The organism is Tenacibaculum sp. 1_MG-2023 (genome assembly GCF_030547425.1).
Lineage (GTDB): Bacteria > Bacteroidota > Bacteroidia > Flavobacteriales > Flavobacteriaceae > Polaribacter.
Genome location: NZ_JAUORH010000016.1, coordinates 53510 through 75796 on the forward strand (window position 1 = coordinate 53510; position 22287 = coordinate 75796).

A 22287-nucleotide genomic window follows, 5' to 3' on the forward strand; every position below is an offset into this window, starting at 1 on the left:
TTACAAAAAAACCTGCCAATATTTAAAGTTGACAGGTTGTAAAATATTCTTTTAACGTTTATTTAGAGTTATTTAACTCCATGCATTAATTTTTTAATTACTGGATTTAAAGCTATAACTAATAAACCTGCTATTGTTGGTACTATCGTAAAAATTAAAAAGAACGTTGATAAACTGTATTCTTTAGTAATATTTTCGATTTGACCTCCAAATACTGCTGCTAACTTGTTTCCTATTGCAATAGCTAAGTACCACATACCAAACATAAATGCAATCATACGTGCTGGTACTAATTTAGAAACATAAGAAAGTCCTACTGGTGATAAGCATAATTCACCTAATGTATGGAATAGATATGCTAAGATTAACCACACCATACTTACTTTTACTCCATCGGTAATTCCATAAGCTCCAAAAGCTAACAAACCGAATCCGACAGCCATAATAATTAAACCTAAGCCATATTTAACAGCTGCAGACGGATTGTATTTTGAATCCCACCACTTAGAGAATAAATTAGCAAAGGCTATGATAAAAAATGAGTTTAAGATTGAGAACCATGATACTGTAATTTCTGAAGCTTCTGCAGAAAACTCAGCATATAACATCCATCCTACTAACACCCAAACTCCTAAGAAACATATAGCCAAAACAAAGTTTGATACTGGAATTCTTTTACCTGTCTCTTTTCCTAATAAATACAACACCCATGTAATAATTACTAAAGGAATTACTGTTAATAATGTATTTACGATGTTAAAAATTGTTTGTGCATTTCCTGTTAAAACTCTGTCAACATTATCACGAGCAAAAAGTATTAATGAAGTTGCCCCTTGCTCGAAACTCATCCAAAAGAAAACTGTGAAAAATGCGAAAATAATTACTGCTATCATCCTGTCTCTAACAACTTTTGTATATCGAGATATACGAGAAATTGTTAAAAACAAAAAGACAGCTAAACCAAACAACACTGCTACATACTGTCCATCAAAATCTCCTACTTTTAACGCACCAAAAACATCTATTCCTCCAATTTTTGATAATGGATCATTAATTGCATACCCTAAACCAATTACTGAAGAAATAACGATTAAAATTTTATCTAAGCTTGTAAAAGGGTTTGCTTTGTCACTTTCATTAGTCGTTTCTACAACAGACACTTCACTACTTTCTTCCTTTTCTTCTGTAGAAGGAACATCGCCAATAGTACCAAATAATGGTTTCGCTAACCAAAATTGTAGAGTCCCAAATAACATAAAAATTCCTGCTAAACCGAATCCCCAAGACCAACCTACTTTTTCAGCTAAATATCCGCATAACATCATTCCGAAAAATGCTCCCGCATTAACTCCCATATAGAAAATGGTATAAGCACCATCTTTCTTTTCTGGTAAATCTTTATACATTTCAGAAATAATAGAAGTCATATTAGGTTTAAAGAAACCTGTACCTATTACTAATAAAGCCAACCCTACGTATAGCCAAAACTCTGTTTCAATTGCCATAGCAGCATGCCCTAAAGTCATAATTATCGACCCTATAACCACTGCCCAACGATATCCTGTTAATTTATCAGCTATAATACCTCCTAAAATTGGTGTTAAGTACAACAACATTGCATAGGTCCCAAATAATGCCCCTGCGTTTTCTGCAGACCATTCCCAACCTGGGTTAGCTCCAACTGCTGCTGCTGTTAAAAAGTTTATTAATAATACACGCATTCCATAAAACGAAAAACGCTCCCACATTTCTGTAAAAAACAGGACAAATAACCCAGATGGATGCCCTAATACCTTAGATTTAAAAAAATCATTTGATGTAACTGAACTCATATTTATTTATCGTTTATATATAACAAACCTCATGATAAAAACTATCATGAGGTTAAATGTTCCTTATTATTTTACTCCGTGCATTAACTTTTTAAGTGGGAAACTTAAAAGGAATAGTACTATACCTCCTCCTATTGGAATCCAAACTAAGATGTTAAAGAAATCAGACATAGAAGATTCTTGAGCTATCTTTTCCATATAACTTGAAAAAGTACCTGCAATCATATTACCCATGGCAGAGGCAAAAAACCAAATACCAAACATAATACCTAATAATCTTTTTGGTGATAATTTATTTACATAAGAAAGTCCAACTGGTGATAAACTTAACTCTCCCATAGTATGTAATAGGTAAGCTAAAACTAAAAAGATCATACTAGCCTTTTGTATGGAATCTCCTCCAACATTTGCTGCTCCAAACACCATTGGTATAAAACCTAATCCAAGTAATATTAATCCAATAGCAAACTTTTGAGGTCCGTTAGGGTTGTATTTTGTTTTTGCTAATTTTTGCCAAACCCAAGAAAATAATGGCGCTAAAGTGAAGATAAATAACGCATTTAAACTTTGAAACCATGTTGCTGGCACCTCAGGGTTTTCGTTAAAAAACTGATTATAAATCATATACCCAATAATTCCCCACAAAATAACAACACTTAGTGCCATAAACATCATTGCTGTAGCATACATTTTACCAATTGCTTTAAACATTCCTATAAATAACCATGTTAAAATTATTACTGGTAAAGCTGATAGTAAAGCTCCGAAAATTTTAAAAATAATTACTCCTGTTCCTTCTAAACTTCTATCGGTATATTCACTTGCAAAAATATTCATACTTGAACCTGCTTGCTCAAAAGCTGCCCAGAAAAAGATAGAGAAAAATGCTAAAACACCAACAACTATTAACCTCTGAGTTTCAACTTTTGTTAATGGCTTTTTTTCTGTTTCTGTAGTTTCTTTAGAAACTTCTTTCTTTGGTGCTAATCCAATTTCTCCAAACATTTTTTGTGCTAAATGAAACTGGATTAATCCTATAAACATAAATATACCTGCTAATCCAAAACCATAATGCCAACCTAGGGTTTCTCCTAAATAACCACATAAAATTGATCCCAAGAAAGCTCCTACGTTAATTCCTTGATAAAAAATAGTATATCCTGAATCTTTTTTATCACTTCCTTCTGGGTATAATTGCCCTACAATTGAAGAAATATTTGGCTTAAAAAAACCATTTCCTATAATTAATAAACCAAGTCCTAGGTAAAACGCTGGCATCGGTTCAAAAGCTAACGATAGGTGCCCTAAAGTCATTAATATAGCACCTATGATAATTGCTTTTCTAAATCCTAAAATTTTATCGGCTATAATTCCTCCAATAATTGGAGTAATATAAACAAGCATTGTATACCAACCGTATAAACTACTAGCGTCGCTTTTAGTCCATCCTAAACCTGGATTATCACTTGCTACTTCGCTAATTAAATATAAAACCAGTAAAGCTCTCATACCGTAGTATGAAAAACGTTCCCACATTTCTGTAAAGAACAACATAAATAATCCTACTGGGTGTCCAAATATTTCCCGTTCGGTTGCTATATTTTTAGCCATAATATATTGTTTTAGTTTATAAGTTGTTTTTAATAAAGTTGGTCATTTTGGTATACAGGTGTAAACGATTGTTGCCTCCATAAATACCATGATTCTTATCTGGATACATTCCCCATTCAAATTGCTTATTTGCTTGAATTAAAGCCTCTGCCATTCTATAAGCATTTTGAACATGTACATTGTCATCACCAGTTCCGTGAATTAGTAAATATTTTCCTTTTAATAACTCTGGATAATTTAATGGTGAGTTATCATCATATCCTGTTGGATTTTCCTCTGGTGTACGCATGTAACGCTCTGTATAAATTGTGTCGTAAAAACGCCATGTAGTAACTGGAGCTACTGCAATTGCTGCAGCAAAAACATCATTTCCTTTCAATAAACAGTTAGTACTCATATGTCCTCCAAAAGACCATCCCCAAATACCAATTCTATTCGCGTCAACATACGGTAATTTTGCTAACTCTTTAGCCACAGAGATTTGGTCTTCAGTTTCATGCTTTACCAAGTTCATGTAAGTAACTTTCTTAAAATCACGACCTTTAAAGCCTGTTCCTCTACCATCAACACAAACAACTATATAACCGTCTTGTGCTAACATTTGATGCCAATAATCGTTAGAACCGTTCCAGCTGTTTTTTACATTTTGAGAACCTGGTCCTGAGTATTGATACATTAACACTGGATATTTTTTACTTGTGTCAAAATTTGCAGGTTTGATAGTGTACATATTTAATTCGTTTCCATTTACATTAATTGTAGAAAACTCTTTTTTACTTAAATTATATCCTGCAATAGTTTCTTTTAAGACGGCATTATCTTTTATAGTTTTTAACACCTTTCCTTCATCATTTCTTAACGTATACACTGGTGGTGTATTTACGTCAGAAAAAGTATTAATAAAGTAGTGCATGTTTTTGCTAAAAGAACCGTTGTTTGTTCCTTTAGGATTACTTAATAACTTTTTGTTTTTACCATTTAAAGAAATACTATATACTCCTCTATTAATAGAACCATTTTCTACTGACTGATAATAAATAGTTTTCTTATCAGCATTGTATCCATAATAGGAAGTAACTTCCCAGTTTCCTTTAGTTACTTGATTCAATAACTTACCGTCCTTATCATAGTGATAAATATGGTTGTATCCATCTTTTTCACTTGTCCAAATAAAACTATTATCATCTAAGAAAGTTAAATCATCTGTAATATCTACATAAGCTTTATCAGTTTCATTTAAAACAACTGAACTATTAAAAGTAGTTGCGTCAACAAAATACATTTTTAAATCGTTTTGATTACGGTTTAATGTTCTAACTGCTAAAATATTTGGATTGTTTGTCCAATTTATTCTTGGAATATATTCATAATCTCCAACTCTAATTTCAGCCGTTTTATTAGTTGCTAATGAAAATATACGCAAAGCTACTTTAGCATTTTCTTCACCAGCCTTTGGATATTTAAACACATGCTGTGTTGGATACTTTTCTTTTCCATATACGTCCATTGAAAAAGTTTTAACTTTACTTTCATCAAAACGTAAATATGCTAAATTTTTACTGTCTTTACTCCATTCAAATGCTTTTACGAAACCAAATTCCTCTTCATAAACCCAATCAGTAATACCGTTAATGATTTCATTCTTTTTACCACTATTGGTAATTTGAATTACAATATTGGCGTCTGAATAATCTTTAATAAATAAATTGTTGTCTTTAGCGTACGCTATTTTTTTACTGTCAGGAGAAAAAGTTGGCTCCTGAATATCTTCTCCTATTAAGTCTAATGATTTTGTAGCTATATCATACACATAGAATGTACCTAAATATGAATGACGAAAAATTTGTTTGAAGTTTGTTCCTAAAATTAATTTAGTCTCATCGTTGTTAAAGCTATATGATTGAAAATATTCTAATCCAGCTAAATCTTTACTATCAACTATAGTTGCTACTTTTTCTAAAGTTTCGTAGCTATATTTATCTACAGTAGAACTACCTTCTCCATAATTCAATAGCGAATAAAAATCTCCATTCATAGAATTTAAAGAGTTCATATAATCGGCTCTAAACGTGCCTTTTCGCCATATATCCTCTAAAGAAATATCTTTTTTTTGAGCTTGTACCAGCGAAGATATTCCTATAAACAATAGTAATAATTTCTTCATGTTAAGTTGTTGTTTATCTAAAAAGTTTGCCAAGTTTACGGAAAAATAGCCAAAAATCCCCTCAAAAAAATCATAAAAACCAAATAACACAACCATTTTAACATGATTCACGTATCTTTGAGCCATCAAAAAAGAATTGAGAATGTCTAAAACGATCTCTGGTTTTTCTAAACTTACCAAAGAAGAAAAAATAGACTGGTTGGCAAAAACTTACTTTAACAATCAACCAGAAATTACACAAACTATTAAGCAATATTGGAATGTAGATGATAAGCTACAACAATTGCATGATGATTTTATTGAAAATACAATTTCTAACTTTTATATGCCTTACGGTATTGCTCCTAATTTTATTATTAACGGACGCAGTTACGTAATACCAATGGTAGTTGAAGAAAGCTCTGTAGTTGCTGCTGCTTCTTTAGTTGCTAAATTTTGGAATACTCGTGGTGGGTTTAAAACCGAGGTGATTTCTACTACCAAAATTGGTCAAGTGCATTTTATGTATGCTGGTAACAAAAAAGAGTTAGAAACCTATTTTAATCAAAAAAAAACAGAATTATACGCAGCTACCGAATCCATTACCAAAAACATGGAAAAACGTGGTGGCGGAATATTAGATATTCAACTAGTTGATAAAACAGATAAGCTTGCAAATTACTATCAATTACATGTTACTTTTGAAACGAAAGATAGTATGGGAGCCAATTTCATCAACTCTTGTTTAGAAGCTATTGCAAGAACTTTTAGAAAAGACGATATTGAAATAGTTATGAGCATTCTTTCTAACTACGTTCCTGAATGTTTAGTTAGAGCGGAAGTAAGCTGTAAAGTAACCGAATTAGGCGGAAAGAATCCTGAGAAGTTTGCTCAAAAGTTTGAACAGGCTGTTAAAATCGCAGAAGTAGAACCCTATCGTGCAGTTACGCACAACAAAGGTATTATGAACGGAATCGATGCTGTTGTATTGGCTACAGGTAACGATTTTAGAGCGATTGAAGCGGGTGCACATGCGTATGCTTCAAAAGACGGACAATATAAAAGCCTAACACACTGTGAAGTAAAAGACGGTATTTTTAGGTTTTGGATTGAAATCCCTTTAGCATTAGGAACTGTGGGTGGTTTAACTGCCTTACACCCAATGGCAAAATTATCGTTAGACATGATGCAAAAACCAAGCGCACGCATCTTAATGCAAATTATTGCTTCCGCTGGTTTAGCTCAGAATTTTGCTGCTTTACGTGCCTTAACTACTAAAGGAATTCAACATGGGCATATGAAAATGCACTTGATGAATATTTTAAATCAACACAAAGCTACTAATGAAGAAAAAGAAGTTGTAGCTACCTATTTTGAAGACAGAACAGCCTCACATAGTGCTGTGGTTGAAAAGCTCAACGAGTTACGTAAGCCCAAAGTACAATGGGTAGATTTTTTAAGTGAGGAAGGAGTACGTAGTACACTTGCTAATTTAAAAACTGATGCTAAACCTTTATTTGGAAAAATGAAAGGACAACACATGGTAGAGCATTTAAGCATAGTTACTCAAATTGCTAACGGAAATTGGAATGTTGATATTTATGTTCCAGACGATAAAGCGGCTCGAAGAAAGCCGTTTTTAAACTCTGATAGCGAATTACAAATCGGGTTTAAAGCTCCATTTTTATCTGAAGACCCAACTCCTTTGAAGTTTAATTCAATGGAAGAAGCTATTGATGATTTGATTGAGCAAGTGCAGCACTTCGAAAGTGTTTTTAATGAAAACCCAAACCGAACAGTTGTACATCCTTTTTTTGGAGAACTAGATTACGAATACTGGAAAAAGTTTCAAGTAAAACACTTTACACATCATTTTAAACAATTTGGATTGTGACTTCGACTACGCTCAGTCACGGGTTAACATCAAAATTATTAAATGCCTAAAGGTTTTGTTTACATACTAGAGTGCTCAGACGGAAGTTTCTATACCGGTAGTACTATTAATCTAGAAAAAAGACTTAGCGAACACCAAAATGGTGAAGGTGCTCGCCACACTCAAAAAAGATCACCTCTTAGCTTAGTTTATGTTGAAGAGTTCCTACAAATACATCAAGCTTTTTATAGAGAAAAACAAATTCAAGGTTGGTCTAGAGCTAAAAAGATAGCTTTAATCGATAATAATTATGAAATACTACCTAAACTTTCCGAATGTCAAAACGAAAGTCATTATAGAATTAAAAAAAGAAAAGGTTTAGTTTAAACATGGAAGAAGACACAAACCAATGGGTAGCTGAGCGTAGTCGAAGCTATTCTAACGGAAAATTATTACTCACTGGAGAATATGCTGTTTTAGATGGTGCAACATCGTTAGCTGTCCCAACTAAGTTTGGACAAGATTTAATCGTTGAACTTATCAAAGAACCACAACTTATCTGGGGAAGTTTTACGCATACTGGAGAATGTTGGTTCGAGGCTTCTTTTGATTTGCCAAAACTACGTTTAACCTCAGCAACGTTTAATTCTGACAAAGAAGGAAGTGCTGAACTTATTGCTGAGACTTTACGAGATATTTTAAAAGAAGCTAAACGTTTAAATCCAAAGTTTTTAAATACTGAACACGGTTTTGTTGTAAAAACGAATCTAACATTCCCTCAAAACTGGGGGTTAGGGAGTTCATCAACCTTAATTAACAATATTGCTACATGGGCAAATGTAAATCCGTTTACTTTGCTTTGGAACGCTTTTTCTGGGAGTGGTTACGATATTGCTTGTGCAAAACACAATACACCAATTTTATATCAATTAAAAGTGACTTCGCCTACGCTCCGTCACCAACCAATAGTCAAAGAAGTAAATTTAAATCCACGTTTTTCTGAAGAATTGTTTTTTGTGCATTTGAACCAAAAACAGAATAGCAGAGAAGGGATTGCTCACTATAAAAAACACAAAGAAGAAGGAAAAACATTAATTCCTGAGATTGACAATTTAACTCAAGAATTTTTAAAAGCTAACACTTCTAAAGATTTAGAAAAAATCATTATTGAGCATGAGCACATCATTAGTTCAATTATAAAACAAGACACTGTAAAACAACGATTATTTTCTGACTATTTTGGTGAAGTAAAAAGTTTAGGCGCTTGGGGTGGTGATTTTATTTTAGCTACAGGAAATGAAGATACTACAAGCTATTTTCAACAAAAAGGATTCAATACGATCCTCACCTATAAAGAAATGATTTTATAAAATTAAGTCTGTCACATCGAGTGAATTTATTGAAGAATGAAATAAATTTGTATCGAGATGATTTAAAAAAGGTTCTCGATACAATTTTCTACCGAAAATTACTCGAACTGACATAAAAAAGATGAAAAAAGTTATTATTATTGGTGGCGGAGCTGCAGGTTATTTTACAGCAATTAATGCAAAAGAACTTAATCCTGAATTGGACATTACTATTCTTGAGAAAGGAAAAGAGGTTTTACAAAAAGTAAAAATTTCTGGTGGAGGTCGTTGTAATGTTACGCATGCTTGTTTTGAACCCAAAGAACTAACAAAATTCTACCCAAGAGGGGAAAAAGAGTTATTGGGCCCTTTTCATAAATTCATGACGGGTGATACTTTTGAATGGTTTGAAAATCGCGGAGTTCCTTTAAAAATTGAAGAAGATAATCGAGTATTCCCAGAAGCTAATACATCACAAGCAATTATAGATTGTTTTCAAAACGCTGTTGATAACCTCGGAATCATAGTGTTAAAAAATCATGGTGTGAATTCTGTTTATCAACAAGATGAGAAATGGATTATCAACACAAAAAATCAAGATTTTGAAGCAGATTTCGTAGTGGTTGCTGCAGGAAGCAGTAAAAAAGTATGGGATTTATGTAAAACGCTAGATCATACAATTATAGAACCTGTTCCGTCTTTATTTACTTTTAATATTAAAGATAAACGAATTATTGATTTAGGTGGAATTTCTGTGCCAAATGCTGAAGTAACACTTGTTGGAACGAATTTAGAAAACTCTGGTCCCTTACTAATTACCCACTGGGGCTTGAGTGGTCCTGCTATTTTAAAATTATCCGCTTTTGGCGCTCGTATTTTAGCCGACAAAAACTATCAATACAACGTACTGGTAAATTGGCTAGGACAAGATACAAATTCTGTTTTCGAAGAGTTACAAGGACTAAAGAAATCACAAGCTAAAAAACAAGTTAGTTTAAAATCTCCTTTTAGTGATATTCCTCGCCGATTGTGGGAACGTTTGGTTACGGCTTCAGAAATAAAAAACAACCAAAATTGGGCAGATTTAAGCAACAAACAGCTTCAAAACTTAGCAAACGAGCTAAACAAGGGATTATTTAATGCAAATGGACGTACTACTTTTAAAGAAGAGTTTGTTACTGCTGGTGGTGTAGATTTAAAAGAAATTAACTTTAAACGTTTTGAAAGTAAAAAACATAAAAACTTGTTTTTTGTAGGTGAAGTATTAAATATTGATGCCGTTACTGGTGGCTTCAACTTTCAAAATGCTTGGACAGGTGGTTTTATTTGTGCAAATGCGATTGCTGAATAAAAAATCATTTCGAACAAAGTTTTAAAAGTTCTTCGTTCGAAATGACTTTACTTTTTTAGTCTTCGTCTTCTCCTTCTTCTTCGTAACAGTTAAAAATGATAGAATATCCGTACTCTACAGCTTCTTCATATAATTCTTTTTGTTCATCATCTTCTACATCATCCACAGAATCTAACGTAAAATATTCGTCTTCTATTTCAACTACTTTCCAGTCTTCATTTTTGATGTAAAATTTCGCTAATCGCATAGCTCCTTCAATATCTTTATAATCGATATATAAGCTTACGTAAGCTCCGATAACTTCATCGTAATGTTCAGAAGATTTTTTAGGTTTTGCTAAGGCATTAATTAAAAACATAGGTCTATTTTTTTTTACTGTTAATTAAGCTAATTCTCCTCTGTGAGGTTTTAATGCATCTCTAAATATTTTCATATATTCCTCATCAACCACAATATAGGCAATGGTGTGCATTTCGTTTAAAGATACAAAATTTACTTCATGGTAAGGCAAACTATCCATCTGAGCAAATTCTTTTAAATGTATGCAATGGTGTTTTGCTGTTTCCAATCCATCAGGACCTTTAAAATCCCAAATCAGTTTAATTTTTCTCATAGAACAAAAATACCTAATTAAAAATTCATTAGCACAAGTGTAAGCGAAATTCTATCTTTACGGCAAAATTTTTACACGTTGAATACATCAGATTTCTTATTTCTTTCTCAAGATAAAAAAGTAGATAGCCTAACCGTTACATGGCAAACACCTAGTAATATTGCTTTGGTAAAATATTGGGGGAAAAGTGAGCCTCAAATTCCTAAAAATGCCTCAATAAGTTTTACATTAAATAATTGTCATACAACTACAAAAATTGAATTCACAAAGACATTACCAAAAAACCAAGCAGAATTTGAGTTGTACTTTGAAGGAAAAAAGAAAGATGATTTTAAACCTAAAATAGCCAAGTTCTTTGAAAGAATTCAAAAATACTGTACCTATATTTTAGAGTATAACATGGTTATTTCCTCTGAAAACTCTTTTCCTCATAGTAGTGGTATTGCTTCTTCTGCAAGCGGGATGAGTGCTATCGCTATGTGTTTAATGAATTTAGAAAAAGAGTTAAACCCGAATTTAACTGATGAATATATTAACAAAAAGGCTTCTTTTTTAGCTCGTTTAGGATCAGGAAGCGCTAGTAGAAGTATTGAAGGACCTTTAGTTGTTTGGGGAAGTCATCCTGAAATTAAAGGAAGTTCAGATTTATTCGGTATAAAATTCCCATATAAAATTCATCCTATTTTTGAAAATTACCAAGACGCTATTTTGTTAGTAGACAAAGGAGAAAAACAAGTTTCGAGTACTGTTGGTCACAATTTAATGCACGATCATCCGTATGCTGAAAATCGTTTTACCCAAGCTAATGAAAACCTGGAAAAAATTTCAAAAATTCTTCAAAACGGAGACATCAAAACATTTATCAACCTTGTTGAAAGCGAAGCTTTAACATTACATGCAATGATGCTAACAAGTAATCCATATTTTATTTTAATGAAACCTAACACATTAGAAATTATCAATAAAATATGGGAATACAGACAAGAGAATGATAGCAATGTTTGCTTTACCTTAGATGCTGGCGCAAACGTACATGTATTATACCCTGAATCGGAAAAGACTGAAATTGAAGCGTTTATTAAGAATAATTTAGCTGCATACTGCCAAAAAAATCATTATATTTGTGATAGTGTGGGTTTTGGCGCGAGACCTATTTTAACCTAAATTCCCTACTATTATGAAAACTTCAACATTAATAATAGCCATTTTTATTGGCTTTATAACCAATTCAGTTACCGCACAAGATACTATTTGGTTCGATAAAAATTGGCACGAAACAGCAAAAGGAGAGCATGAGTTTTATAGACCAGCTCCTAAAAGGATGAACGACGGATTTTGGATTGTAGATTACTACAAAGATGGACAGATTCAAATGGAAGGTTTTAGTACAGTGAACACTCCTAACGAAGAAGTCTTTGATGGTTTAGTACTATATTATCACGCAAATGGAAAGCCTTTTCACAGAGCTAATTACAAAAAAGGAAAACTTCACGGAATTCGAAAAGTATATTATGAATCTGGTGAGTTAAAAGAGGAAGGAAAGTATGAGGAAGGTGAAAGAGAAGGTGTATGGAAAACTTTTTACAAAAACGGTAAAATAGAAACAAAAGGTAAATACCGTAATAATGAAAAAGTTGGTGTTTGGAAAACTTTTTACAAAAACGTATACTAGTTTGTAAACTAGTGGTTTTACTCGTATGTTTGTATCGTAATTAAAACACCTATGAAAGGACCCTTATTTTACGCAAAAATATTACTCTTTGGTGAGTACGGAATTATTAAAGATTCTAAAGGATTAGCAATACCTTTTAGTTCTTATAAAGGAGCGTTAAAATCTGCACGAAATTTAACAGGAGAAGCCAAAAAATCAAATGAAAGTTTGGCTAATTTCTACACATATTTAGCTAACTTAAACTCTAATACAGTTTCTTTTGATTTAGATTCTTTGAAAAATGATATTGACGACGGAATGTATTTCGACTCTTCAATACCTCAAGGATATGGTGTAGGGAGTTCGGGTGCTTTAGTAGCTTCTATTTACGATAAGTATGCTAATAATAAAATTACAATTTTAGAGAACTTAACAAGAGATAAGCTTTTAACGTTAAAACAAATTTTTTCTTTGATGGAATCTTTTTTCCACGGAAAAAGCTCTGGGTTAGACCCTCTAAACTCGTATTTAAGCTTACCTATTTTAATCAATTCAAAAGAACATATTGAACCTGCTGGAATTCCATCTCAAAAAGAAGGAAAAGGGGCTGTGTTCTTATTAGATTCTGAACAAATTGGTGAAACTGAGCCTATGGTTAACATCTTTATGAACAAGATGAAAAATGAAGGTTTTCGTAAAATGGTTAGTGAGGAGTTTGCAACACATACCGATGCTTGTATTGAAGACTTTTTACAAGGGAATGTTAAGTCGTTGTTTGGCAATGTGAAAAAATTATCAAAAGTAGTTTTAGCCAACTTTAAACCTATGATTCCAACAGCTTTTCATAAAGTTTGGGAACAAGGCATACAAACCAACGACTACTACTTAAAACTTTGTGGTTCAGGTGGCGGAGGTTACATCTTGGGTTTTACTGAAGATTATGAAAAAGCAAAAAACAGTTTAAAAGATTACAAATTAGAATTGGTGTATCGCTTTTAAAATGCTACTATGAGTACATTTAAAAATAATACATTTTTCTTAAAAATATTTAGCCTTTTATCTGTTATAAGAGGTTACAACATTTTAGTATTAATAGCAGCCCAATATTTGGCTGCTATTTTTATTTTCTCTGATACGAAATCAGTTAAACCTGTAGTTTTTGACTGGCATTTACTCTATTTAGTTATTGCTACCGTTTGCGTAGTTGCTTCTGGGTATATTATCAATAATTTTTACGATAAAAAGGCCGACATTATTAACAGACCTATAAAAACAGGATTAGATTCTTACGTAAAACAAGAAACTAAATTGACTTTATATTTCACACTAAACTTTATTGGTTTTTTCTTCGGATGGTTGGTATCATGGCGCGCAGCCTTGTTTTTTTCAATATATATTTTTGGAATTTGGTTCTACTCTCATAAGCTAAAAAAACATCCGTTAATAGGCTTAATAACTGCCACAACATTAACCATACTTCCTTTTTTTGTGATATTTGTACACTACAAAAATTTTTCTAAAGTAATTTTTGTGCATGCTATATTTCTTTTTTTAGTCATTATGATTCGTGAACTCATGAAAGATTTAGAAAATATTAAAGGAGCTATTGTTAATAATTACACTACTTTTCCTGTAAAATATGGAGAACAGAACACCAAAAAACTAATCATTTTACTAATGGTATTGACTTTAGTTCCAATTGGAGTTTTATTTAATTATCCTGCTATTGAGTATATGAAGTACTATTTTTATTTAGCTGCTATTACCTTAATATTTGTTGGTTTTTATACATGGAAGTCAACAAAAAATAACCAATATCGATTGGCTCATAATATTTTAAAAGTATTATTATTAATAGGTGTTTTTAGCTTATTATTTATTGATAAATCTTTAATCGTAGATAAAGTCGTTCAGGTTTTAGATTAAAAACCAAATAATTACTGTAACTTTGCGCACTTTTTAAAATTTAATTATGAATTCAAAAAACTCGTCGAGAGGACGACAAGCTGGACGCAACAGCAATCCTCAAGAAAAAAATCAATTCAAAAAAGATTTCAGAAAACCTAAAAGCAACAAACCAACTCAGAAAAAAGCTGAAAGTACTGGGGTTCGCTTAAACAAATTCATCTCTAACTCAGGAATTTGTTCTCGTAGAGAAGCAGATACTTACATTGAGCACGGAAGTGTTTCTGTTAACGGGGAATTAGTTACCGAAATGGGTTATAAAGTACAGCCTGGTGATGAAGTTCGTTTTGACGGAACTTTAATTTCTATGGAGCAGAAGCGTTACGTTTTATTAAACAAACCTAAAAATTACATTACTACTATGGAAGATGACCGTGGTCGTAAAACTGTAATGGAACTAGTTGGAAACGCTACAAAAGAACGTATATATCCTGTTGGAAGACTAGATAGAAACACTACTGGATTATTGTTATTTACTAACGATGGCGAATTAGCAAAAAAATTAACGCACCCTAAACATAATGTTCGTAAATTATACCATGCTTCTTTAGATAAAAAATTAAGCATTGCTGATTTAGAAAAATTACGTGGTGATGTAATTATAGAAGGCAGAAAAGTGTTTATTGATGCTGTTTCTTATGTTGAAGGCGAACGTAAAACTGAGGTTGGTATTGAGATTCACTCTGGTAGAAACCGTATTGTTCGTAAGATTTTTGAACACTTCGGATATACCGTTACAAAACTAGACAGAGTTATCTTTGCTGGTTTAACCAAAAAGAATTTACCTCGTGGTAGATGGCGTGAATTAACACAACAAGAAATTAACACATTACAAATGTTGTAAAATAAAAATCCCGAGTTTAACGCTCGGGATTTCTTTTTGATTATTTTTTTGGTTTTTTATGGTCTTCCTGTACCTCCTCATCTCGATATTTACAACATTCATGTAAATTATCATAGGCTTCTTTAGTTGCTTTAAACTCTTTCGTATCATGCCCTACACCTGCCACACTTTTCTTAACCGTTTCTGCAGTTGTTTTACGTTCATCTATAATTAAGCTTAATTTATGAGTGTTTACATCCCATTTTGCAAATTTTACTCCTTTGGTTTTTAATGCTGCTTTTTCTATACGTTGTTTACACATCATACAAACACCATCTACTTCAAAAGATACTTTTGCATTTTTTTTCTGAGCAAATGCTGATGTGCTTAATAATAAAACAACTGCTAATAATAATATATTTTTCATAAGTTCTTTGTTTTTATTTATTGAATTAATTAATCTATTTTAAATCGTAATCCTGCGTAGAAGTTACTTCCAAAAACTGGTGCATATATAATAGTGGTATCAAAATTTGCTCCAAAAGGATTATCACTTCCCAGTATAGGATTTTTTTGTTTGTAATTTGTAATGTTTTCTGCTCCAGCATACATTTCAAACTTTTTTGAAAACACTTTTGTTATTTGAGTGTTTAACAAATTATAGCTATCTGAATATGTTGGCAACTGGTTGTTTGTATTAGGTAATCGTTGCTCTCCTATCCAGTTATAGGTTACGTCAAATTTCCAGCTAGCATCTCTTTCCTCCGTTTTAGTTTCGTAAGATACGTTGGCAAAAAAACGATGTTTTGCTTGTAAAGCTTTCGCTAAGTTTCCTGATTTATAATCTGTAGATACATCGTAAAACTTATACGAGAATCGAGCATTGAAGTATGGAATAATATTTTGATTCATTTCTATCTGGAAACTATTCGCTATGCTTTGTCCTTCTAAATTAGAAAAAGAAATTTCTTTCGGGTTCTCCCAATCGACTACTACTTGGTTTGAAAAGTTTGTTTGATAAAAATCCAATGTAACATCTCCTTTTCTTCCAAATAATTTATATCCTTGTAAAAATGACACTCCATAATTCCAAGCCTCTTCTGGATCTAAACCATAAATATTCCCTCCTGTATTTTCAATAGTAATTGCTCGTGATGAAGCAAAAAGTTGTTGATTCTCTGCAAAAATATTAGCGCTTCGTTTTCCTCTTCCTACAGAAGCTCTTAGCACTGCTCTTCCCCAAGGAACATAACGCATGTGCAATCTTGGTGTTACAAAAGTTCCTAATAGGTTATGATGATCTAATCGAACGCCTGCTGTAACACTTAAATTATCTGCATTATCATAAGCATATTCAAAAAAAGCTCCTACAGAGTTTTCTTTTCTATTAAAATTCGGAGACAACATCTCACTAATAAACTCTTCGTAGTTATCATACGTAAAGCTAGCACCTGTTTTAAACTTATTACGAGTATCTCCAATAATAGAGCTAAACATAAAACTGCTATAAAAACTTTGATGCTGAATGTTGTAATCTCTCAATCCAAAATACGAATCTTGTTTGTGGTTACTATAGGCTGCTTGAAAGCCCATATTTTGAAATGGCATATCAGGAAATACATAACCTACTTTTACAGAAGTATCAAAACGTTTGGTTTTAATTTCGCTTCCCCAAACTGTACTTGAGCCTTTATCTTCTTCTGGGTCAAAACCAACTTCTCCTACTTGTTTTGAATCGTCTAAATACCTAAAATTGATAAAACTTACCCAACCTTTTTCGGCATCGGTATATTGCCAACGATTCATCACATTAATTTGTTCTGCTAATGGGTTGTCTAAAAAGTTATCATTATTTTTATCAAACTTCTCTCCTCTATAATCTCCATGTACATACAAACCTGTTTGCCATTTTTCGCTCACTTTTTGGTTAAAATGCGTATTAAACTCTAATCTACCTCCTACTGCTCCATAAGCGTTAAGGTAAAATTTATGATTGGTTGATGGTTTTACTAACTCAGTATTTATTTGACCTGAAATACTCTCAAAACCATTTACAACACTTCCAGCACCTTTAGTTATTTGAATACTTTCTACCCAGGTTCCAGGTGTAAATGTTAATCCGAATGCTTGTGCTGCTCCTCTAATTGACGGAATATTTTCTTGAGTAATTAACAAATACGGACTTGTTAATCCTAACATTTGAATTTGTTTCGTTCCTGTTAAAGCATCAGAAAAGTTAACGTCTATTGACGGATTGGTTTCGAAACTTTCTGACAGATTACAGCAAGCCGCCTTTAACAATTCATCACTATTTATAGTTACTAAATTTTGTGTTTGTAAATACGAACGTTGGGTAGAGTTTCTTTTCGCAGAAACTGCAACCTCTTCTAACGTGTTACTTTCTGTTAAATAATGACGAACAGGCGTTAAGCTATTAACTATTATTGTATCTGTTTTATAACCAACAAAGCTTATTACCAACTTTTGATACTCTTTTTTATACGGAATACTAAACGTTCCTGTTTCATTAGTGGTTGTTCCTACACTTGTATTTAACCAATACACATTGGCTCCTAATATTTCTAAATTATTATTATCTTTTATCACTCCCTGTAACTCTTCTTGAGCAAAAAGTGATAGAGAAATCAGTAAAAAAATACTGATTATAAAGTTTTTTCTCATTGTTTATTTTATCATACTACATTATACAATTCTTATTTTTTTAGTAAGAATTGTAAATCATATGATAAAGACTTCGTGAAGTACCTGTATATTAAAAAACAGTTTGGGTGGTATATAAAATTTATGTGGAACAAACTGTTTCTCTAAGTCTTGAAATAACAGACTGTTAAAAACATATGAAGTAACCGCTGTAGCAACCTTTATAAAAGTTATCTTTTCTACAGAAGATTTTTGAATTTGAGTTTGCCCTTTTATAAGCTCTGCATCATCTTTACAACATGATGCTTCTATTACTTTACTCTCACAGCTATCTTCTTCTACATCATCACAGCTAGCTACACTTCCTACATAAGAAACAGCCACTAAAAAATCACCGCAAAAATGTTTTTCTACATTAAATGAGAATGTAGATAGTAACACTGTTATTGCTAAAGTTATAGCTGTTATTTTAGAAAAATGTTTCTTCATGCCTTGCAAAGATACAAATTTTTAAAACTTTGTTTTTTACTAATCTTAGGCTTTTACTATTTTATCTCTTTACCATCCACCAATACGTTTACGTTCTGCTTGTTGTTCTTTTGTAGCCTCTGGTGTGGGAATTTTGCTTGGATATAGGGGTTTTGGGAATCCTTCTGCTTTTCTACGTTCAAAATCTTGTTGACGATATGGATCAAAAGCATCTCCTGGAGGTAATGGGCGGTTTTTATCCATATACCAAACAGTAAATGACCAATAGTTATTTATATTATATTCTGCCAACAAACCTCCAACCTTACCCTTTTTTTTACTTGATTCAAAACCTAGCAAAGCGCTAATTACTCCTGGACTAGAATTTATATATTTTACTTTGGCATATCCTGTACTAAAAGGAATGGTTACAGCACTTCTAAAATTTCTAGGAAGAACTATAACCCCATTCATCCTATCAAAAACTAAGTATTTAATAGGGGCTACAAAACCATAAATTATAGCAAAAATGCCTGGTAAGCCAAAAACTATTGTAAAGATAATTTTCGGCCAAAAACTACCTTCATCATCTACTCCCCAAACCATAAATAACCATGCTATTAATAATAAAAAGCCTATAGGCCAAGACATCCAGCCTCTTGCTGTTCTTTTTTCTTTATAAAACAAATCATTAGCTTCTTCAGTAAAATATTTATTACTCTCTACGCTTCTTTGTGTTGTCTCTTGTGGTTTTTCTTTAATTATCTTTGATAAATATTGCATTAAAACTGTTATTTATTTAAGTATAGTATTACCAACCACCAATACGTTTACGTTCTGCTTGTTGTTCTTTTGTAGCCTCAGGTGTTGAAATTTTGCTTGGATATAAAGGCTTGGGAAAACCTGCTGCTTTTCTACGTTCAAAATCTTGTTGACGATATGGATCAAAAGCTTCTCCTGGAGGTAACGGACGATTTTTATCCATATACCAGGTTATAAAAGACATATCCTCATAACAATCTCCTCCAAATATTGTATAGATATCAAATGTTTTCCACTTATTTGGACGAATAGTTTGTAACATAAACCCACCTACACCATCTTCACCCCCAGTGCTATAGGCAAACTCTACTTTTTTAAATATCATCGTGATATTTTTTTGCCAAAAAAAGCCTGTCATAGTGATTAAACCATCTTTACGATTTAAAATATGTTCCTTTTTAGGCATTGTAAAACCATAGACTACAAAAAAGATAGTTAAAAAAGCGGATAATATCATAAAAAATAAAATTTCATTATTCAATCCATCTCTGATAAGATACCTTAATGTTCCTAATAGTAATAACAAAGACACAACCCCACCTATTTGAGGAGTAGCTTTACTTCCTGATTTAGTAACAACAAAATTATCATCTACTAATCTATATTGTGATTTTTTGTAATCTCTTTTTTTAAATTTTCTTGGTTTTGTGTGAATTTTTTTAACTACTCGATGGTAATACTTTTTGAGTTTCTCTGAGTTTTTATAATCCTGATGGGTTATTTTACGAGTAAAACCTACCATCCACCAATACTTTTTCGTTCTGCTTGTTGTTCTTTTGTAGCCTCAGGTGTTGAAATTTTGCTTGGATATAAAGGCTTAGGAAAACCTGCTGCTTTTCTACGCTCAAAATCTTGTTGACGATATGGATCAAAAGCTTCTCCTGGAGGTAACGGACGATTTTTGTCCATATACCAAGTAATAAAAGACATATCTTCATAACATTCACTTCCTACATAACCAGTAATAGCAAATGTTTGCCATTTATTAGGACGTATGATTTGTAACTGAAACCCTCCTACAAGGTCTTCTCCTCCTGTACTATAGGCAAATTCTGCTTTTTCAAACTCCATCGTTATATTAGGTTGCCAAAGGAAACCATGAAAAGTAATTAAACCATCTTTACGATTTAATATTTGTTCTTTTTTTGGCATCGTTAACCCAAAAACAACAAAAAACAGTAATATAGCAGAAGAAAAGATTTTCATTTGTAACTCCATCTCTCAAAGAATATTTTAAAGTCCCTAAAAATAATATTAAAGATACTCCTCCTCCTAATAAAGGTACTATATAGTAGGGGATTTTTGTTGCTAAAAATTCATCATTATATAAAATATAATCAGAACGTTTCCTTTCAACATAGCCTTTGTCAAACTTGCTTGGTTTTATATGTATTTTCTTTTCTACTCTATGATAATACTTTTTAAGTTTCTCTGGGTTTTTATAGCGTTGATGGGTTATTTTTCGTGTAAAATCTACCATCCACCAATACGTTTACGTTCTGCTTGCTGTTCTTTTGTAGCCTCTGGTGTTGATATTTTACTTGGATATAAAGGTTTTGGAAAACCTTCTGCTTTTCTACGTTCAAAATCTTCTTCACGATATGGGTCAAAAGCATCTCCTGGAGGTAACGGACGGTTTTTATCCATATACCAAGTGATAAAAGACATACTCTCATAACACTCTGCTCCTCCATACCCAAAAGAGTCAAAAGTTTGCCATTTATTTGGACGAATAGCTTCTAACATGAAGGCTCCTATCATATTTTCTCCTCCTGTACTGTAGGCAAATTCTACCTTTTTAAAACTCATTGTAATACTCTTTTGCCAAAAAAAACCTGTCATAGTGATTAAACCATCTCTACGGTTTAAAATTTGTTCTTTTTTGGGTTTCGTTAGACCATATATTAAGAAAAAAATAAAAGCTGCACATACTAAAGCATAAAATATAATACTACCTATACTTTGAAAAGCATCTGTAGAAAAAGGAAGAAAGACAACAAGAATTAAAGATATTCCACCACCTAGAAAAGGAATTACTGTTCCATTAGAATGGTAGTAAACAAAGTCTTTCCCCATATAGTTATGCTTCAACAGTCTGTGTGAATTATTATTTACAGAATTTCTTGGCTTTACATATATTTTCTTTTCTACTCTATGATAATACTTTTTAAGTTTTTCTGGATTTTTATAATCCTGATGGGTTATTTTACGAGTAAAACCTACCATCCACCAATACGTTTACGTTCTGCTTGTTGTTCTTTAGTAGCCTCTGGCGTTGATATTTTACTTGGGTACAAAGGCTTAGGAAATCCCTCAGCTTTTCTTCGTTCAAAGTCTTGCTGACGATATGGATCAAAAGCTTCTCCTGGAGGTAACGGACGATTTTTATCCATATACCAAGTGATAAAAGACATATCCTCATAACAATCCGAACCAAAAACTATAAATGTTTCGAATGTTTGCCATTTATTAGGGCGTATGATTTGTAATTGAAAACCTCCTACAAGGTCTTCTCCTCCTGTACTATAAGCAAATTCTGCTTTTTCAAAAGCCATAGTAATGTTTTTTTGCCAAAAAAAACCAGTCATAGTTATTAAGCCATCTCTGCGGTTTAAAATATGTTCTTTTTTGGGCATCGTGAAAAAATATACGGCAAAGAATAAAGTTGAAAGAGAAGACAGGACTATAAAAAATAACAGTTCATTGTCCAAACCATTTTTATATGTATGATGTAAAATCATCAATAAAAATACCAAAGACACCCCCCCCCTACTTGAGGAGTAGCATTACTACCTGATTTTGTAACTATAAAGTTATCATTTCTTAATATTTTTTCAGCTTTTGTATATTTTGTCTCTTTATAAATTTTAAACTTGGTATGTATTTTCTTTTCTACTCGATGGTAATATTTTTTAAGTTTCTCTGGGTTTTTATAGCGTTGATGGGTTATTTTTCGTGTAAAATCTTTTACCATGGTTTGTTAGTTTTTAATTCTTGCAACGGAGCCATCGTAACTTCTTCGTTTTGGTCTAAATCAGTAATATACAACCCTGCACTTAATGCTCTTAGCCTTATTTTAGCTCCTAAATAACGTTCTTTACCCTGCAGTAACTTTACTCTTTTTG

General features: G+C 32.3%; 24 protein-coding genes. 9 read left to right on the top strand and 15 right to left on the bottom strand.

The features are described from left to right. Window positions 1-68: 68 nt before the first annotated feature. The 3 genes from Q4517_RS11600 to Q4517_RS11610 all read right to left on the bottom strand — a co-directional run bounded on the left by Q4517_RS11600 (window position 69) and on the right by Q4517_RS11610 (window position 5607). Window positions 69-1832, bottom strand: coding sequence for a peptide MFS transporter (locus tag Q4517_RS11600; protein ID WP_303509468.1), 1764 nt, complete (start codon window positions 1830-1832; stop codon window positions 69-71). A gap of 66 nt (window positions 1833-1898) precedes the next feature. Further along, window positions 1899-3443: a peptide MFS transporter gene (locus Q4517_RS11605; protein ID WP_303509471.1), complete on the bottom strand. Its 1545-nt coding sequence runs from the start codon at window positions 3441-3443 to the stop codon at window positions 1899-1901. A gap of 16 nt (window positions 3444-3459) precedes the next feature. Continuing rightward, a complete protein-coding gene (locus Q4517_RS11610; protein ID WP_303509474.1) occupies window positions 3460-5607 on the bottom strand; it encodes a S9 family peptidase in 2148 nt (715 codons plus the stop codon). A 142-nt stretch (window positions 5608-5749) separates the two neighbouring features. Between Q4517_RS11610 and Q4517_RS11615 the strand changes: the two genes are divergently transcribed. The 4 genes from Q4517_RS11615 (at window position 5750) to Q4517_RS11630 (ending at window position 10159) form a co-directional block, all read left to right on the top strand. Beyond that, window positions 5750-7480 (top strand): hydroxymethylglutaryl-CoA reductase, degradative, encoded by a 1731-nt coding sequence (locus Q4517_RS11615; protein ID WP_303509477.1) that lies wholly within the window; start codon window positions 5750-5752, stop codon window positions 7478-7480. 42 nt (window positions 7481-7522) lie between these two features. Further along, complete coding sequence (locus Q4517_RS11620) at window positions 7523-7846, top strand: GIY-YIG nuclease family protein (protein WP_303509478.1); 324 nt, start codon at window positions 7523-7525, stop codon at window positions 7844-7846. A gap of 2 nt (window positions 7847-7848) precedes the next feature. Then, a complete protein-coding gene (locus Q4517_RS11625; RefSeq protein WP_303509480.1) occupies window positions 7849-8829 on the top strand; it encodes a GYDIA family GHMP kinase in 981 nt (326 codons plus the stop codon). A 121-nt stretch (window positions 8830-8950) separates the two neighbouring features. Then, window positions 8951-10159, top strand: coding sequence for an NAD(P)/FAD-dependent oxidoreductase (locus Q4517_RS11630; protein WP_303509482.1), 1209 nt, complete (start codon window positions 8951-8953; stop codon window positions 10157-10159). A gap of 55 nt (window positions 10160-10214) precedes the next feature. On the opposite strand, the gene Q4517_RS11635 is transcribed toward Q4517_RS11630, so the two are convergent. Continuing rightward, complete coding sequence (locus tag Q4517_RS11635) at window positions 10215-10517, bottom strand: hypothetical protein (protein WP_115901716.1); 303 nt, start codon at window positions 10515-10517, stop codon at window positions 10215-10217. Window positions 10518-10541: 24 nt separating this feature from the next. Continuing rightward, the gene (locus tag Q4517_RS11640; RefSeq protein WP_303509484.1) at window positions 10542-10772 is read right to left on the bottom strand and encodes a hypothetical protein; all 231 of its coding nucleotides are present in this window, start codon (window positions 10770-10772) and stop codon (window positions 10542-10544) included. Between the two features lie 78 nt (window positions 10773-10850). On the opposite strand from Q4517_RS11640, the gene mvaD reads away from it, so the two are divergent. The 5 genes from mvaD to Q4517_RS11665 are packed head-to-tail and all read left to right on the top strand — an operon-like array spanning window position 10851 to window position 15232. Then, window positions 10851-11936 carry a diphosphomevalonate decarboxylase gene (mvaD, locus tag Q4517_RS11645; RefSeq protein ID WP_303509487.1) on the top strand — a complete coding sequence of 362 codons (1086 nt, stop codon included), beginning with the start codon at window positions 10851-10853 and terminating at the stop codon, window positions 11934-11936. A 13-nt stretch (window positions 11937-11949) separates the two neighbouring features. Further along, a complete protein-coding gene (locus Q4517_RS11650) occupies window positions 11950-12444 on the top strand; it encodes a toxin-antitoxin system YwqK family antitoxin (protein ID WP_303509490.1) in 495 nt (164 codons plus the stop codon). A gap of 51 nt (window positions 12445-12495) precedes the next feature. Beyond that, window positions 12496-13422, top strand: coding sequence for a mevalonate kinase (locus Q4517_RS11655; protein WP_303509493.1), 927 nt, complete (start codon window positions 12496-12498; stop codon window positions 13420-13422). A 9-nt stretch (window positions 13423-13431) separates the two neighbouring features. After that, complete coding sequence (locus tag Q4517_RS11660) at window positions 13432-14349, top strand: geranylgeranylglycerol-phosphate geranylgeranyltransferase (protein ID WP_303509496.1); 918 nt, start codon at window positions 13432-13434, stop codon at window positions 14347-14349. A 46-nt stretch (window positions 14350-14395) separates the two neighbouring features. Continuing rightward, the gene (locus Q4517_RS11665; RefSeq protein ID WP_303509498.1) at window positions 14396-15232 is read left to right on the top strand and encodes a pseudouridine synthase; all 837 of its coding nucleotides are present in this window, start codon (window positions 14396-14398) and stop codon (window positions 15230-15232) included. Window positions 15233-15272: 40 nt separating this feature from the next. Here Q4517_RS11665 and Q4517_RS11670 read toward each other — a convergent pair whose 3' ends face one another. The 10 genes from Q4517_RS11670 to Q4517_RS11715 all read right to left on the bottom strand — a co-directional run bounded on the left by Q4517_RS11670 (window position 15273) and on the right by Q4517_RS11715 (window position 22136). Then, a complete protein-coding gene (locus Q4517_RS11670) occupies window positions 15273-15638 on the bottom strand; it encodes a heavy-metal-associated domain-containing protein (protein WP_303509500.1) in 366 nt (121 codons plus the stop codon). A gap of 29 nt (window positions 15639-15667) precedes the next feature. Then, complete coding sequence (locus Q4517_RS11675) at window positions 15668-17893, bottom strand: TonB-dependent receptor (RefSeq protein WP_303509502.1); 2226 nt, start codon at window positions 17891-17893, stop codon at window positions 15668-15670. Window positions 17894-17950: 57 nt separating this feature from the next. Further along, window positions 17951-18361 carry an HYC_CC_PP family protein gene (locus tag Q4517_RS11680; protein ID WP_303509504.1) on the bottom strand — a complete coding sequence of 137 codons (411 nt, stop codon included), beginning with the start codon at window positions 18359-18361 and terminating at the stop codon, window positions 17951-17953. 69 nt (window positions 18362-18430) lie between these two features. Beyond that, a complete protein-coding gene (locus Q4517_RS11685) occupies window positions 18431-19123 on the bottom strand; it encodes a hypothetical protein (protein WP_303509506.1) in 693 nt (230 codons plus the stop codon). Between the two features lie 28 nt (window positions 19124-19151). Continuing rightward, entirely contained in the window at window positions 19152-19904 is a 753-nt protein-coding gene (locus Q4517_RS11690) for a hypothetical protein (protein ID WP_303509508.1), read from the bottom strand. Next, window positions 19898-20314, bottom strand: coding sequence for a hypothetical protein (locus Q4517_RS11695; protein WP_303509510.1), 417 nt, complete (start codon window positions 20312-20314; stop codon window positions 19898-19900). The genes Q4517_RS11690 and Q4517_RS11695 overlap by 7 nt, the downstream gene beginning before the upstream one ends. Next, entirely contained in the window at window positions 20283-20642 is a 360-nt protein-coding gene (locus Q4517_RS11700) for a hypothetical protein (protein WP_303509512.1), read from the bottom strand. The genes Q4517_RS11695 and Q4517_RS11700 overlap by 32 nt, the downstream gene beginning before the upstream one ends. Continuing rightward, on the bottom strand, window positions 20636-21388 hold the full coding sequence (locus Q4517_RS11705; RefSeq protein WP_303509515.1) for a hypothetical protein: 753 nt from the start codon (window positions 21386-21388) through the stop codon (window positions 20636-20638). Before Q4517_RS11705 ends, Q4517_RS11700 begins: the two co-directional genes overlap by 7 nt. Then, a complete protein-coding gene (locus tag Q4517_RS11710; RefSeq protein WP_303509517.1) occupies window positions 21382-21798 on the bottom strand; it encodes a hypothetical protein in 417 nt (138 codons plus the stop codon). The genes Q4517_RS11705 and Q4517_RS11710 overlap by 7 nt, the downstream gene beginning before the upstream one ends. A 104-nt stretch (window positions 21799-21902) precedes the next feature. Further along, on the bottom strand, window positions 21903-22136 hold the full coding sequence (locus Q4517_RS11715; RefSeq protein WP_303509521.1) for a hypothetical protein: 234 nt from the start codon (window positions 22134-22136) through the stop codon (window positions 21903-21905). Window positions 22137-22287 lie beyond the last annotated feature (151 nt).

Bases quoted from the DNA above. Each gene is read 5' to 3' on its own strand.
- Q4517_RS11600 (WP_303509468.1), bottom strand. From the start codon at position 1,832: ATGAGTTCAGTTACATCAAATGATTTTTTTAAATCTAAGGTATTAGGG.
- Q4517_RS11605 (WP_303509471.1), bottom strand. From the start codon at position 3,443: ATGGCTAAAAATATAGCAACCGAACGGGAAATATTTGGACACCCAGTA.
- Q4517_RS11610 (WP_303509474.1), bottom strand. From the start codon at position 5,607: ATGAAGAAATTATTACTATTGTTTATAGGAATATCTTCGCTGGTACAA.
- Q4517_RS11615 (WP_303509477.1), top strand. From the start codon at position 5,750: ATGTCTAAAACGATCTCTGGTTTTTCTAAACTTACCAAAGAAGAAAAA.
- Q4517_RS11620 (WP_303509478.1), top strand. From the start codon at position 7,523: ATGCCTAAAGGTTTTGTTTACATACTAGAGTGCTCAGACGGAAGTTTC.
- Q4517_RS11625 (WP_303509480.1), top strand. From the start codon at position 7,849: ATGGAAGAAGACACAAACCAATGGGTAGCTGAGCGTAGTCGAAGCTAT.
- Q4517_RS11630 (WP_303509482.1), top strand. From the start codon at position 8,951: ATGAAAAAAGTTATTATTATTGGTGGCGGAGCTGCAGGTTATTTTACA.
- Q4517_RS11635 (WP_115901716.1), bottom strand. From the start codon at position 10,517: ATGTTTTTAATTAATGCCTTAGCAAAACCTAAAAAATCTTCTGAACAT.
- Q4517_RS11640 (WP_303509484.1), bottom strand. From the start codon at position 10,772: ATGAGAAAAATTAAACTGATTTGGGATTTTAAAGGTCCTGATGGATTG.
- Q4517_RS11650 (WP_303509490.1), top strand. From the start codon at position 11,950: ATGAAAACTTCAACATTAATAATAGCCATTTTTATTGGCTTTATAACC.
- Q4517_RS11655 (WP_303509493.1), top strand. From the start codon at position 12,496: ATGAAAGGACCCTTATTTTACGCAAAAATATTACTCTTTGGTGAGTAC.
- Q4517_RS11660 (WP_303509496.1), top strand. From the start codon at position 13,432: ATGAGTACATTTAAAAATAATACATTTTTCTTAAAAATATTTAGCCTT.
- Q4517_RS11665 (WP_303509498.1), top strand. From the start codon at position 14,396: ATGAATTCAAAAAACTCGTCGAGAGGACGACAAGCTGGACGCAACAGC.
- Q4517_RS11670 (WP_303509500.1), bottom strand. From the start codon at position 15,638: ATGAAAAATATATTATTATTAGCAGTTGTTTTATTATTAAGCACATCA.
- Q4517_RS11675 (WP_303509502.1), bottom strand. From the start codon at position 17,893: ATGAGAAAAAACTTTATAATCAGTATTTTTTTACTGATTTCTCTATCA.
- Q4517_RS11680 (WP_303509504.1), bottom strand. From the start codon at position 18,361: ATGAAGAAACATTTTTCTAAAATAACAGCTATAACTTTAGCAATAACA.
- Q4517_RS11685 (WP_303509506.1), bottom strand. From the start codon at position 19,123: ATGCAATATTTATCAAAGATAATTAAAGAAAAACCACAAGAGACAACA.
- Q4517_RS11690 (WP_303509508.1), bottom strand. From the start codon at position 19,904: ATGGTAGGTTTTACTCGTAAAATAACCCATCAGGATTATAAAAACTCA.
- Q4517_RS11695 (WP_303509510.1), bottom strand. From the start codon at position 20,314: ATGCCAAAAAAAGAACAAATATTAAATCGTAAAGATGGTTTAATTACT.
- Q4517_RS11700 (WP_303509512.1), bottom strand. From the start codon at position 20,642: ATGGTAGATTTTACACGAAAAATAACCCATCAACGCTATAAAAACCCA.
- Q4517_RS11705 (WP_303509515.1), bottom strand. From the start codon at position 21,388: ATGGTAGGTTTTACTCGTAAAATAACCCATCAGGATTATAAAAATCCA.
- Q4517_RS11710 (WP_303509517.1), bottom strand. From the start codon at position 21,798: ATGCCCAAAAAAGAACATATTTTAAACCGCAGAGATGGCTTAATAACT.
- Q4517_RS11715 (WP_303509521.1), bottom strand. From the start codon at position 22,136: ATGGTAAAAGATTTTACACGAAAAATAACCCATCAACGCTATAAAAAC.